General features: G+C 37.8%; 14 protein-coding genes. 2 read left to right on the top strand and 12 right to left on the bottom strand.

What is annotated here, in order from left to right:
* Positions 1-24 precede the first annotated feature (24 nt).
* From J0J33_RS06840 to J0J33_RS06800, 9 genes are all read right to left on the bottom strand, one after another.
* Positions 25-1176 carry a mannitol-1-phosphate 5-dehydrogenase gene (locus tag J0J33_RS06840; protein ID WP_206888977.1) on the bottom strand — a complete coding sequence of 384 codons (1152 nt, stop codon included), beginning with the start codon at positions 1174-1176 and terminating at the stop codon, positions 25-27.
* Between the two features lie 109 nt (positions 1177-1285).
* The gene (locus tag J0J33_RS06835; RefSeq protein ID WP_017370234.1) at positions 1286-1717 is read right to left on the bottom strand and encodes a PTS sugar transporter subunit IIA; all 432 of its coding nucleotides are present in this window, start codon (positions 1715-1717) and stop codon (positions 1286-1288) included.
* A gap of 1 nt (position 1718) precedes the next feature.
* Positions 1719-3653 (bottom strand): transcription antiterminator, encoded by a 1935-nt coding sequence (locus J0J33_RS06830; RefSeq protein WP_206888974.1) that lies wholly within the window; start codon positions 3651-3653, stop codon positions 1719-1721.
* 24 nt (positions 3654-3677) lie between these two features.
* Complete coding sequence (locus J0J33_RS06825) at positions 3678-5507, bottom strand: PTS transporter subunit EIIC (RefSeq protein WP_206921633.1); 1830 nt, start codon at positions 5505-5507, stop codon at positions 3678-3680.
* Between the two features lie 384 nt (positions 5508-5891).
* Complete coding sequence (locus J0J33_RS06820) at positions 5892-6314, bottom strand: gamma-glutamylcyclotransferase (RefSeq protein WP_206888965.1); 423 nt, start codon at positions 6312-6314, stop codon at positions 5892-5894.
* Positions 6308-6949 (bottom strand): pyroglutamyl-peptidase I, encoded by a 642-nt coding sequence (pcp, locus tag J0J33_RS06815; protein ID WP_019293510.1) that lies wholly within the window; start codon positions 6947-6949, stop codon positions 6308-6310. The genes J0J33_RS06820 and pcp overlap by 7 nt, the downstream gene beginning before the upstream one ends.
* Before the next feature lie 18 nt (positions 6950-6967).
* Positions 6968-7900 (bottom strand): DUF979 domain-containing protein, encoded by a 933-nt coding sequence (locus J0J33_RS06810; RefSeq protein WP_017370239.1) that lies wholly within the window; start codon positions 7898-7900, stop codon positions 6968-6970.
* A gap of 3 nt (positions 7901-7903) precedes the next feature.
* Positions 7904-8578 carry a DUF969 domain-containing protein gene (locus tag J0J33_RS06805; protein ID WP_206888963.1) on the bottom strand — a complete coding sequence of 225 codons (675 nt, stop codon included), beginning with the start codon at positions 8576-8578 and terminating at the stop codon, positions 7904-7906.
* 172 nt (positions 8579-8750) lie between these two features.
* Positions 8751-9164, bottom strand: a complete 414-nt coding sequence (locus J0J33_RS06800) for an organic hydroperoxide resistance protein (protein ID WP_206888960.1) — start codon at positions 9162-9164, stop codon at positions 8751-8753.
* Between the two features lie 109 nt (positions 9165-9273).
* Here J0J33_RS06800 and J0J33_RS06795 point away from each other — a divergent pair, with 109 nt between their 5' ends.
* A complete protein-coding gene (locus J0J33_RS06795; RefSeq protein ID WP_019293512.1) occupies positions 9274-9714 on the top strand; it encodes a MarR family winged helix-turn-helix transcriptional regulator in 441 nt (146 codons plus the stop codon).
* Positions 9715-9759: 45 nt separating this feature from the next.
* On the opposite strand, the gene J0J33_RS06790 is transcribed toward J0J33_RS06795, so the two are convergent.
* From J0J33_RS06790 to J0J33_RS06780, 3 genes are all read right to left on the bottom strand, one after another.
* Positions 9760-10452: a type 1 glutamine amidotransferase domain-containing protein gene (locus J0J33_RS06790; RefSeq protein WP_206888948.1), complete on the bottom strand. Its 693-nt coding sequence runs from the start codon at positions 10450-10452 to the stop codon at positions 9760-9762.
* 99 nt (positions 10453-10551) lie between these two features.
* Entirely contained in the window at positions 10552-10914 is a 363-nt protein-coding gene (locus tag J0J33_RS06785) for a DUF1304 domain-containing protein (protein WP_086582510.1), read from the bottom strand.
* A 4-nt stretch (positions 10915-10918) separates the two neighbouring features.
* Positions 10919-11209, bottom strand: a complete 291-nt coding sequence (locus tag J0J33_RS06780; protein ID WP_086582509.1) for a putative quinol monooxygenase — start codon at positions 11207-11209, stop codon at positions 10919-10921.
* 251 nt (positions 11210-11460) lie between these two features.
* Here J0J33_RS06780 and J0J33_RS06775 point away from each other — a divergent pair, with 251 nt between their 5' ends.
* Positions 11461-12942 (top strand): ABC transporter permease, encoded by a 1482-nt coding sequence (locus J0J33_RS06775; RefSeq protein ID WP_206888946.1) that lies wholly within the window; start codon positions 11461-11463, stop codon positions 12940-12942.
* Positions 12943-12946 lie beyond the last annotated feature (4 nt).

Below are 12946 nucleotides of genomic sequence, written 5' to 3'. Positions count from 1 at the left end.
AACGTAACTTTTTTCAATGGAAATTCACTTCATATATTTTTTCGCATTCGCCTCAATCTCCGTAATCAAGCTCTCATCTGTAAGACTTGTGACTTCACGGATGACTGCGTTAAGCCCTTTTTCTTTTAATGCTTCTTGCAAAGCCACAGCTTCTTTATCGTTTTCATCTTTGTAGGCAAATATTTTCCCCACAACTGCCAAATGGCTTTGATAAGATAAACCGCGGTCAGAAAGTTCACGGATTGGGCGGATAAAGCGTTCATCGTAGCCTAGCTTACGCATCGGAGTTCGTGCTACACGGCTTATCTCATCCACTATCTCTGTATTTGAGAAGCGCTTAATAATCGTTTCGTGATAGGCTTTCAACTCTTCTTCAGTAAAGTCCCATTTGGCTAAGAGCAACTGGCGTGTTTCAGCTTGGACGTCTTTAAGTGAGGCCAATACTTCATTATTTTGCAAGGCTTCTAAAATCGTTTGGTAACCATAATATGCGCCTGTATAAGCCACTGTCGCATGACCACTGTTAACAGAGAAGAGTTTACGTTCAATATAAGGTTCCAAATCTCTGGCATAATGAACACCATCAAGCTTTACTTCACTGTTTTTCAGTTGACTTTCGTCCACTACCCACTCACGGAAGGGTTCAACCACAACATAGAGCGGTTCTTCATGGGATTGATTGGGGACGATACGGTCGACTGCCGCATTGGGAAAGCCGATTTTTGAATTTACAAATTCTAAATCAGCTGGTGTTAAATATTCTTTGACCTTCTCAAAAAGAAATTCAGAGCCCCCAATCATATTTTCACAAGCAAGGATGTCTAATGGTTTTTGATTTCCTTGGGCTTTACGCTTTTGAATGCCTTTAGCAATCAGTTCCGCAATAAAAGGAAGTATGTTGGGGCCAATCGCTGTAGTAACGATATCAGCCTCTGCGATAGCCTCAACTACTGCTTCAGGGTTCTGCGCATTGTTAATGCCCGAAACGCTATGGACTTGAATTTTTTCATGCGATTGATCTGCCAGCTCAATCGTATATTTCCCTTCCTCATTTAAAGCGTTGATGATTTTTTCATTAACATCGACAAAGGCAATTTCAAAACCGTTCTTATATAAGATTTCTCCGATGAAACCACGTCCGATATTTCCTGCGCCAAAATGTACTGCTTTTTTCATTTGTATTTCCCTTCATTTCTTCTTTTTACTCCTTCATTGTAATCGTTTTCTTTACGCTACTAAATAAAAATCTTGGCACTTTTTACTGTGCCAAGATTTTTGAGATTGTCTAGTTTTCAAAGTATGCTGCGATTTCATCAACAGTTTGTGCATCTGCGATTTTAACGACATTATCGACATCAGCGCAGAAAAGCGAGATTTTTTGGATAAGCTCTAAATGCTCGTCTCCCACACCTGCTATTCCAAATAAAACAGTCGCCACTTTGCGTTCTTCAGCATCACCAAAGTTTATGCCCCGAGGGACTTGCACAATACATATGCCGGTTTTTTTAACTTCTTTTTTTGCTTCATCTGTGCCGTGAGGGATGGCGATAAAATTCCCCATATATACAGAAAGTTCCTCGTTACGTTGAACCATAGCTGGAATATACGCTGCGGTCACACAGCCTGCATCATGAAGCAGGGAACCACAATATTCAATCGCTTCTTCTTTTGTTTCAAAATGTTTATTTAGTTTTATCAGATTTCTTTGAATTCTCATTTTATTCTCCATATTTTTGGATTGATTCAGTCATAATCGTTTTTAAGAGCTCTTCGACAACTTCTTGATTACCGGAATCATAAATTTTCGTATACAGTTTATTTTCGATGATTGAGCTCGATATTCTACCCAAGAGATATGTCGCATAATGGTCAACTTCTGGAGGTGCTAATAACAAGAGAACACGATTAACGCTTATCTTTTCTTGGTTCATGGCAATTACTTCTATGCGCTCCTCTAGATCATATATTTTGAAAAGCGGATACGGCACTGTTCCATGGAGACCATGAAGCAGTGCAATATTTGTATCCGGAATGGCCAAATGTGTCGCCTCGAAACGTTCTAACAAGAGCCGAGCCAATCCTTCTTTTTCTGAAAAACCCAAGCGCTGTACAATAAGTTCAATAACAGCTTGCAAATGGGGTGGGTTTTCTAAAGTTTCCAGAGAAAATTGTTCTAATAAAGTATTACTTATACTGAATAACCTGCTTAGATCTACTGTATGACGTGGCTCATCTTCCTTATTTTCTTTCCTTGCCTCTTGTTGAATTACACGCAATTGGTGACGAATATCATCGGTATTTTTCTGATCCAATATACGACTCACATAAATATAATTCAACTCTTTTTCTGTTGTAAATACTACATCATAGTGCTCCAGATCCGGTATTTCAGACAATTGGATAATATCGATACGCTTCAAAAAGGGGAAATTTTTCTTTAAGTGACTGATCAAAAATTCACAAGAGATTCGCCCCCGACTTGTCACAATAGCCGCTGTTAAGGGAAGAACCAAATCACTTCGTTCAAGAGTCGCTACGAAATGCAAAGTTACAAAAGCTGTATCTGTGCTGGAGAATTTCCGTGAAAATACTTTCGGCAGAACATCCTGCACCACTTTAAAAACTTTTTTGTTGTCCGCTTCAATCTTTTTGATAAACTTATTTTCTTTTTCGGAGGAAAGATCCGGTAAAATTTCTGTTTCTTTTAGATGAGCATAAAGAAGGCCATAGAGTTTATCGTCTTTGATAAAAGCAATATCCATTTTTTGTGAAACTTCACTGATCAGTTGGCGTACTTTATACGAAAACTGACTGTCAAATTTTTCCATAAAAAGAACTTCACGACCAAAACCAAAGTAAAGCACATCATAGATACTGGCTAGATATACAATCTCTGCGAGACTAAAAGATATTCCCCCTAGCTCTTGGATAATTTCCCTTACAAAGGCAATTGCTTCTTTACTTGGTTTACGCCAAAGTCCAGATGAAATTGTCTTTCCTTGGTTAATCCTTAGCAGTGTTATGCCAAGGAAAAATTGCATCAAAACCTTACTTTTATCGACCGCTTTTATCTCGACATTTTTTTCAAAGATTGCTTTTGCTGTCTCTAAAAACTGTGTTTCCAAAAATGAAGAAATTTTACCTTCCGCAAAATCGCCATTCAATGCTTCACTGATACTCATCGAGTCATTTAATATCGAAACCAAGACCGAACGAATTTTTTCTTCTTTTCCTGTAATCCAAATTTCGTCATCTTGATGTAAAAAGAGTTCATTTTCTTCACAAATTTTATCTAAATGTTTCAAATCCGAAATAACAGTGGGCAAACTTACTGCAAAACGTTCTGCTAATTCTTCAAGAGAGTGATGCTCCGTGACTAAAAGAACAATCTCAGCTTTTTGTCTTTCTTGAGGCGAAAACTCCTTGAGCTCCTGAAGTTGCTCTAATCGGGCAAGATTTCCTTCTAAATAATAGCCTTCTGTTGAAGTACGTAAATAAATACCCATATTAGGCAAAGTCAGTTGAAATTTATCTAAATCCCGATAAATTGTTCTTCTGCTGGCTCCAGTCGCTTCCATCATATCTGCAACGGTCAAGGTTTTCTTCACTAAAAATTCTTGGATGATTTGTTGTTCACGTTGTGTTACTAACACGAGGTTTCCCCCTTTACTTTTGGTTTATAACTTGTTCAAACGTGCGACAAGTTGATCATATCTTGGTGTTGTAATCAGACTTTCAACCTCGAGATATTGAGCATTAGGCGCAACTCTTTTAGCACGATGTGTAAACTCTTCTGTAGTTACAATCATGATGTTTGCTGCATTGAAAGCTGCTAAACCTAAAAACTCTACATCTGAAATCGGAAGCTGAATGCCATTCATCTTAAAGATAGCCCCTAATGTTTCTTTACCCATCGTTGCGGAACCGATATGCTCACCATCATGAGCAAAGACAACCTCATCGATTTGATTCAAATCTATTTCTTCTTCTACTGTTGGACTGTTCGTTAAGGTTACAGGTTCACTTTCAGATGGCTCTGAAGCCTGTGTTTGAGACAATCGTGAAATGATTTCATCGTATTTTGGTGAATTTAAAAAGTTGGAAACAGAATATCGAATTGCATCTGGTGACATTGTCCCCGCACGAGCAGCTAATTCTTCTTGTGTGACAACAATAGTATCTGGCCCTGCTTTAAGATTAGCAATAGCAATATTTGTAACGTCTTGTGGCAGATCAGCTTTATTAACTTTATTTCTAAGAATTGATGCGCCCATCGCAGATGAACCCATACCCGCATCACAAGCAAAAATGACATGTTTAACCGCTGAAAAATCAACTGCTTCGTGAGATGGAGCAACTTGCCCTTTGGCAACAGCCTTTGCTTCCGAAACATTGGCTTGTGCTTCTTCAAGTGCTGAGTCATCAACCATTGACTTGTCACGTTTCAAAATGAAGGACGCAACAAGGAAGGAAACACCAGCAGCAACAAGAATACCGGCCCAAACACTAAGAATATTTCCCAATCCTCCTGCAGCTTTACCAGAAGCCATCCCTGTGATGGCAATAATTGAACCTGGAGATGCTGGTGCTTGAAGACCTGCCCCCAAGAAATTGTTTGTCAAAGTACCTGATACACCACCAGCAATTACTGCGAAAAACAGAGCTGGTTTCATCATCACGTATGGGAAATAAATTTCGTGAATCCCACCAATAAATTGAATAATTATCGCACCTGGTGCTGTAGCTTTTGCTGAACCTTTACCAAAGAGCCAAAAGGCAATCAAAATACCAAGACCTGGTCCAGGGTTTGCTTCGAGTAAAAACAACAGTGACTTTCCTTGTTCACTGGCTTGCTGGATACCCAAAGGCGTCAAAATACCTTGGTTAATGGCATTATTTAAAAATAGAATTTTAGCAGGTTCAATAAAGACATTTGCTAAAGGGATAAGGTGGTTGGAAACAAGGAAATCAACCCCTTGACCCATAATATCTGTTAAAGCTGCAACTAATGGACCAACTACTTTTACGGCAAATAATGAAATTCCGAAACCGACAAGACCGGCAGAAAAGTTGTTAATCAACATCTCAAGTCCTGCTTTGATATGAGGTTGCACGACCTGGTCGAATTTTTTAATCAGCCAAGCTCCAAGAGGACCTAAAATCATAGCACCTAAAATCATCGGAACATTGCCGTTTTCATTAAGCCCACCCATCGTAGTTGTTGCTGTGGCAACAATCGAACCAAATGTGGCAATTGCACCAACAACACCTCCGCGGTGATCATAGATATTTTTACCGCCTGTATAACCAATCATGACTGGAATAAGAAAGACAAGCATAGGGCCAACCATAGCCGCAAAAGTACTGTTTGGTGTGAAACCGTCTGGGATAAAGAACATCGTGAGAACACCCCAAGCAATTAAGATTGGAATGTTAGGCATAACCATATTTGAGAGTGCTGTTCCAAGTTTCTGAACCCGCACTTTAAGACTAGTTTTTTCTTTCATTACAACTCCTTATAAGATAATTAATATTGTATACTTAGATTGTAAACGCTTTCGATTATGTTTCATAAAAAAACCTTGACACTTTTTATTGTGTCAGGGTTTTTTATTGTGTGTGTTATTTTTTGAGGATAAAGATAAAGCAAACTTCTCTGTCTATTTCTTTTAATAAAGTGAGAGTATATCTTCTCCAAGAGTTATTTCTGAATTTCATTTTGTAGTAAATCAAAAGTAGGCGCTTCCAAAGCAAGTATAGCACATGTATTAGATTATTTCCATTTTCTTTCACTTTTATTAATAAGAGTGTTTGTACTCCAAATTATCGCTCACTCTCTTTTGAGTAACGCTTCGTTTATCAAAAAAAAGAAGTCCAACGACTTCTTGTTTTTATTCAACCGTCTGCAACATATATTCCAACCAGTCTCCTGAAATAACAGGTACTAACTGATCATTGGTATTAAGACTTGCATTTGGATTATAGTGATAATAGTAAACTTCTTCTGTTTGGCCGTTACTGAGAGAGGCTGTGGTACTTCGACGAATGTATTCGCTGCTTTCTGGACTTTCTGGGTTAAAATTTTCCATACCATCGAGTGTTCGAACACTTTTTGAGAAGTCATAAAAGGTAAAAACTTCTCCTATTATTTCTGAATCACCGTCAAAGATTGCGGGATATCCCTTATTTTCAATATGAAAGAGATTGCCCTTAATTTTTGCTGGTGTACTTTCCAGAACCTCACCTTTTAAATATTTTTCATAGTTAAACATGTCTGTACGTAAGCTACCGTATACAAAAACTTTCTTTAACATATTTCCCCACCAATAACACGTAAATCTTCAGAATAGCGCGTGCATGCTTCTAAGGCAACTTCAATCCCTTTAACAATCTCGTCCAATGACATATAAGGTGTATCTTTTTTATCAATTACTTGTGATGTAGCATAAGGAATATGAATGAAACCAGCTTTAACTTCGGGATATTTTTTCTCTAAGAGGTAACGCACACCATAGAAAACATGGTTGCATACAAAGGTACCGGCTGTGTTAGACAAGGTTCCAGGAATGCCAGCTTTATTTAATTCGCTAACCATTGCTTTAACTGGCAATGTAGAGAAATATGCTGGAGCACCATCTTCTTTTACGGGCTCATCGACAGGCTGATTGCCTTCATTATCTGGAATTCTGAAATCATCCACATTAATGGCGACACGCTCTGGCGTAATCGCGAAGCGTCCACCGGCTTGGCCAATATTTACAACCACATCTGGATGATGTTTTTCAATAGCTTCTTCAATTTTTTCGAGTGATTTATAACGCACAGTCGGAATAATCAACTTAATAATCTCAGCACCGTTGATTTCTGACGCAACACGTTTCACAGCTTCTTCAGCTGGATTGAGTGCTTCACCACCAAATGGATCAAAACCTGTTAACAAAATTTTCATAATAGAATAATCTCCTTTTTAAAATGCGATAAAGTACATTACGAGAATGTGCAGAACGATAAGCGTAAGTGAAACTGGCGCTTGTACCTTGATCACTTTATTCTCATCTTTCATCTCAAGCAAGGCAGCGGGCACGATATTAAAGTTGGCTGCCATTGGTGTCAGTAAAGTACCACAATATCCTGCAGTCAGTGCTAATGCCCCAGCAATTACGGGATTTGCTCCTTGGGCAAGGACAAACGGAATCCCAATACCCGCTGTGATGACAGAGAAAGCCGCAAAAGCATTCCCCATGATCATCGTGAAAATCACCATGCCAAGAACATAAGCAACTACGCCGAGCAAGCGGTTATCCGCAGGGACAATACCTGTGATCCCTTGCGAGATAACTTCACCAACACCTGCGGTTGTAAAGAGTGCACCTAAGGCAACCAACAATTGTGGTAAAATCGCAACCGGCCCCATCGAATCAAAGAGGCGTGCGCCATCCTCCACGGATTCTGTCACTTTTGCTTTTGTCATTATCAATGCAAACACTAAGGCAACAACCGAAGCTACACCGATAGCAAAGAGTGAAGCATTGGTAAATTTACCTAAAGCCATAGCAATGCCAACAGCTACAAATGCCAGAATAAAGGAAGGAATAAAGATTTTATTCTTCAAGACTTTAGACTGTTTTTCGCCAAAGTTGTCGTCCAAAGCTTTATATTTCCCAAAGGTCACTTGCTTGGTTAGTGTAAGCAAACTGCTTAAAACAATAAAGAGTCCTACAAGCCAGGCTGGGATAAGTGCACCAAAAATAAATGGTATAGCAATTAAAATCCAAAAAAGAGCCGTTCCGAAACGTTTACTTCCCTGTATTGTAGTTAAAGCTTTATAGGCCATATAAATCATGAGTAAACCCATAAGGACATAAAAAATATTTAATGAAACGTCAATAAAAGCTTGCATGGTTTATTTTACCTCTTTCTTTCCAAATTTTCGAAGAAGTTTTCTGTCATACAGTACAAACTGGATAGCTGTCACTAGAAAGGCAAGGACAGCCATGATAATACTGGCAACTGCTACGTCTACGGCTGAAACATCATAGTTAAAACTTGACATAGTTGAAGTAATCAAGAGAACACCGGCGCTCCCTGCAAAGAGATTTTGCCCAAAGAAGTTACCATAGTTTTCTGCTGCAGCAGAAATTGCCTTAATATCATCGTCTTCAGACTCCACATCACCAAATTTACTCACTGCGGCAGCTTTGGCCATCGGCTGAATGAGTGGTCGAACAAACTGTGGATGCCCACTAATACGAATAGACATTGCGCCTGCAATAAAACGAATAAAAACATAAACAAGGGCAATACGACCTGTTGTAAGTGGCTGGATACGGCCAATAAGATCTACTGCACGTTGGCGAAGTCCATTACGTTCCAAAACACCGATAACTGGAAGAGTCAAAACAAAAAGCGAAACCATACGGTTATCGACAAAAGATTGACCTAAAATAGTTAGAATCTCCTGAATACTCAAACCTGCAACCAGACCTGTAGAAATCCCAGCAACAACAACAACAAATAAGGTCTCTATCTTGAAAACAAAACCAATCAAGACAATCAAGACACCTATGAGTTTAATCATAAAATAATTCCTCCTAGAATATATATATCAGACAATTATACACTATTTGTCTATTATGCACAATTTATAATTGGATAATATTTTATGTTATTGTCTAAACAAAAAGAGATAGCTCGTAGCTATCTCTATTTATATTATTCCCTGATACTTATTCTACCAGTATTTCTCAGTTTTAAAAAATATCAATCGTAACTTCAATATTACCTTTTGTCGCACGAGAATAAGGACAGGTTTCATGGGCCATTTCTAACAATTCTTTTGCTTCCTCAAAGCTCACACCGTCTATATGTCCTACGATATCAACACCTAAAACAACGTCAGGTACTGCGCCTTGACTTAAGTTATAGAGAGATACAGTTACTTCTATAGTTGATTCTCCGTCAATATTTCTTGATTTCTTGACATAGTCTAAAGCACTGTTAAAACAAGCGCTATACCCCGCTGCGAATAACTGTTCTGGATTTGTCGCATCCACAGCTTTACTTCCTGGCGCTGCGATGTTTAATTTAAAGCTATTATCGGGAGAGTGGACTTCACCATTACGGCCACCTGTATTTATCATTTTTGTTGAAAATATTTTTTGCATTACCTTACCTCTTTTTATTTTTAATTGTGCACAATTTAATTTTACTAAATATAATTGAATTTGACAAATATATGAAATCAGTTATAATAAAAATATTTGGGAGGACACCATGAGTAATTCGATTTTAAACAAGGAACTTTGCTTTCAACTATACATTGCTTCTAAAGAAATTATAAAACAGTACAAGCCGTATTTAAAAAAGTATGACTTAACATACACAAGCTTTATTGCTTTGCTGGCATTAGAAGATGGCATGACCGTGAATGAGTTGGGGGAAGAATTATATTTAGATTCTGGTACCTTAAGTCCTTTATTAAAGAAATTGGAACAAAAAGGATATCTTGTTCGAAAACGTTCGCGTTCGGATGAGCGTATTGTCAAACTATTTTTAAGTGTAGATGGAAAAAAACTCAAAAAAATGCTTCCTGCTATTTCCCTACAAGTTGGACAAGAACTTGCAGGACAATCTGATGAAATTAATTATAATAGTTTGATTATGCAACTCTCTCAACTTAATAACATCATGAAAAATATGAAACGAGAACCATAACACTCTTATTTTTCAAACTAAAAAAGAAGGTAGACCCTTCTTTTTTTAGTGGTTTAATTTACGTAATTCAGCTACAAGTAATTCAGCTACTTTTTGGGGAGATTGAGGATTTTGTCCAGTAATTATTCGCCCATCTCTAATAGCATACTCTTTGAAGGCTGCGGCTTTTTTGTATCGCGCTCCACGTTGATTTAACTCGGTTTCGGTTAAGAACGGAACAGCAGTTGTTGTTCCATTAAGCTCTTCTTCTTCGTTTGTAAATCCGGTAACGACTTTATCTTTTATAAGGTATTGCCCCTCTTCATCTTTCAAGTTCAAAAGACCAGCTGCACCATGACAAACAGACGTTATAAATCCACCTACATAATAAATTGCTTCAGCGACTTTCATCAACTCTTTATCTTCGGGATAATCCCACAGTACACCATGACCACCTGTAAAATATATAGCGCCATAATCCTGAGGATTTAAATCCGTTATTTTTTTCGTGTTGGAAAGAGCATCTTCCCTAAAACTTCTTTCTGTATACCATTTCCAATCGATTTCGTTCGCATATTTAAAACTTTCAGGATCAAGGGGAACATAGCCACCTTTTGGACTTGCAAAGTCAGCTTCATAACCTGCAGAGATTATTTCATCATAAAAATGAGTTGTCTCTCCCAACCAGAGCCCTGTAGCTCTATTTGTCTTATCATATTTGGGCGTATTTGTTTCTATGATTAATATTTTTTTCGTCATTTTTTTCTTTCCTTTCCAGTTTGGACTCACTTATACCTTCTTATAAAGCTTAGGAATTATTATAAAAACTGTTGTTCAGTGTTGGATTACTTTATCTATTTAGAAGAAAATAATACTAAGTAGAGTTAAGATGGCTAAACCACCTTGTTTAAAAATAATGAAGCGGTCGCTCGTGAGGCTCCCATACAGCGCAACTAAAATAATATATACCAAGAAGACACTCAATAATTCAATGCGTGCGGCAGAAACAAACAGTGCATAAAGTATCCCAATACCAATCAACCCGTTGTATATACCTTGATTTTTAAACAGTACTTGGACGTTTTTGTTTTGTAAATCCTCGCTGGTCATTTTGAACACTCTAGCTGTTGCATCAGAAGTCGTTTTTACCGTTTCTAAATAGGTAATATAAAAGAATTCTATGGCGACCAAGACTCCTAAAATAGTTGTTATGACTGACATAAGCTTATTTTACCCCCTTCTCTACAATTTGCAATTCCGGCTTTTTAACACTATAGTTACTGATATTTTGCGCGAAAGCTAGCAGCAAAGGATTGGTGTTGTGTTTTTCGATTGTTTCTAAGGAAGCCCAGTTTTCAATCATCACAAACTCATTTGTTGAAAGTACTGCTTCGTATAAATCATAAGCTAAACATCCTTCTTCTTGTCTGGAAGAAGCAATCAGTTCCTCTGTATCTCTTAAAAATTCTTCTCTTTTTTCGTCTTTGATAAAAAATTTAGCATTAACAATAATCAAATGTCCATCCTCTTTCTGTGACTTTTATTCTTTTCCACAATAATTGACCAATCAATCATTGACTGGTCAATAATACTCCATTTTCTAATTAATTTCAAGAATATTGACTTAAACTCTCTACTCAAAATTACTAACGCATCTCTTTTTTACAATAAAATGTTTCTTAAGTTTCGCTTATGTATCATTTAACTAATTTTTAAGTAAATAAGCATACAATTTGTTTTATTAATTTAGACAAAGGAGAATCTCATTTGGATTTTATAAGACGTGCCTGGCTTTTTACTAAAGCCAAACTATCACGAACCCTTCTACTTATTGTGGCCTTTTCAACTATACTTATTTTTGTTCTTTCGGGTTTGGTTATTCATACAGCTTCTAACCGTTCCATCGAAAATGCGAAGAAGAGTGCCGGAGCGACTGTTACACTCTCCATTAATCGTTCTGCAATGATGGAAAATTTTTCTAAGAATGATTCAACAGGGAAAACGAACAAGTCTGATATGCCTGACATTACTCAAGCAGATGCTGAAAAAATAGCGAAACTTTCTGGAGTAAAATCTTACTCGTATACAAAACAAGCTACAGCAAATGCCGAAAGCAATATCGAAGCAATCAGTCAATCTGACACCTCAGAAAATAATGATAAACAAGGAGCTGTCTTTATGGCAGGGCCGGAAATGAGCGGAAGTACTCCCGGTGATTTCAAAATCGTTGGTACAAACGACTTGCTCGCCTCTTCAGAGTTTTCGGGTGGGACAAATAAAATAACTTCTGGACGCGCGATTCAGTCCTCTGATGAAGGAACGAATAATGTTGTCATTGAAGAGAGCTTGGCTAAACAGAACAACCTCAAAGTAAACTCAACATTTACCCTCAAAGATAGTAATGATAAAACTTACAAAATGACTGTTGTAGGACTTTACAAATCAGGTTCAACAGAAAATGATTTGGCCGCAGACTTTAGCTTTATGAACCCAGCCAATCAGATATACACTGCTTTGAGTGTGCCAAACCAAATCGATGGTAAAACAGGAACGCTTGGAAGTGCAATCTTTAATCTGGAAAACCCAGAAGATTCAGAGAAGTTTGTCAAAGAAGCTACCAAGCTTATCGATACAGATAAATTTGAAGTACAGTCTAATGATGCTATTTACCAACAAATGCTACAACCTTTGAACAATATCAGCAGTTTTTCTAAAAATATTGTTATCCTTGTGACACTTGCAGGTGCCATCATCCTTGCGCTTATCGTAATGCTCATGGTGCGAGAACGCCGCTTTGAAATTGGTGTCTTGATGAGCTTAGGCGAGTCAAAAGGAAAAATTGTGATGCAATTCTTTACTGAACTATTTATGATAATGGTCGTTTCTATCGGTATAGCCTCAGCTACTGGTAACTTTGTGGGCAATGCCGTCGGTCAACAGTTACTTAACCAAGAAACTCAAACCAGTCAAACCAATCAACCTACCCAAATAAATGGTACTCAAAGACAAGACGATGGACCTCAGACAGAAAAAGGAAGTCCTAATGCTCAACCTGGCGGAATGCGTACGGCGATTGGTATGGGACAAAATAATGAACAGCTCAAGGCCATAAATGAGCTCGAAATTAAAACAAATCCTCAACAAATCGCGATTTTAGCAGCTCTTGCACTCTTGATTACGCTTGTGGCCGTTGGTTTAGCAGCAATTGGTATTTTACGCTTAAATCCTAAACAAGTGCTGACAAATTAAAGAA

The sequence above is a fragment of the Lactococcus sp. LG1267 genome, from assembly GCF_017309545.1.
Lineage (GTDB): Bacteria > Bacillota > Bacilli > Lactobacillales > Streptococcaceae > Lactococcus > Lactococcus petauri.
This window is presented reverse-complemented; position numbering and strand designations above follow the sequence as displayed.

What these genes read in the sequence shown, in the direction of transcription:
- J0J33_RS06840 (WP_206888977.1), bottom strand. Translation starts at nt 1,176, where the DNA reads ATGAAAAAAGCAGTACATTTTGGCGCAGGAAATATCGGACGTGGTTTC.
- J0J33_RS06835 (WP_017370234.1), bottom strand. Translation starts at nt 1,717, where the DNA reads ATGAGAATTCAAAGAAATCTGATAAAACTAAATAAACATTTTGAAACA.
- J0J33_RS06825 (WP_206921633.1), bottom strand. Translation starts at nt 5,507, where the DNA reads ATGAAAGAAAAAACTAGTCTTAAAGTGCGGGTTCAGAAACTTGGAACA.
- J0J33_RS06820 (WP_206888965.1), bottom strand. Translation starts at nt 6,314, where the DNA reads ATGTTAAAGAAAGTTTTTGTATACGGTAGCTTACGTACAGACATGTTT.
- pcp (WP_019293510.1), bottom strand. Translation starts at nt 6,949, where the DNA reads ATGAAAATTTTGTTAACAGGTTTTGATCCATTTGGTGGTGAAGCACTC.
- J0J33_RS06810 (WP_017370239.1), bottom strand. Translation starts at nt 7,900, where the DNA reads ATGCAAGCTTTTATTGACGTTTCATTAAATATTTTTTATGTCCTTATG.
- J0J33_RS06805 (WP_206888963.1), bottom strand. Translation starts at nt 8,578, where the DNA reads ATGATTAAACTCATAGGTGTCTTGATTGTCTTGATTGGTTTTGTTTTC.
- J0J33_RS06800 (WP_206888960.1), bottom strand. Translation starts at nt 9,164, where the DNA reads ATGCAAAAAATATTTTCAACAAAAATGATAAATACAGGTGGCCGTAAT.
- J0J33_RS06795 (WP_019293512.1), top strand. Translation starts at nt 9,274, where the DNA reads ATGAGTAATTCGATTTTAAACAAGGAACTTTGCTTTCAACTATACATT.
- J0J33_RS06790 (WP_206888948.1), bottom strand. Translation starts at nt 10,452, where the DNA reads ATGACGAAAAAAATATTAATCATAGAAACAAATACGCCCAAATATGAT.
- J0J33_RS06785 (WP_086582510.1), bottom strand. Translation starts at nt 10,914, where the DNA reads ATGTCAGTCATAACAACTATTTTAGGAGTCTTGGTCGCCATAGAATTC.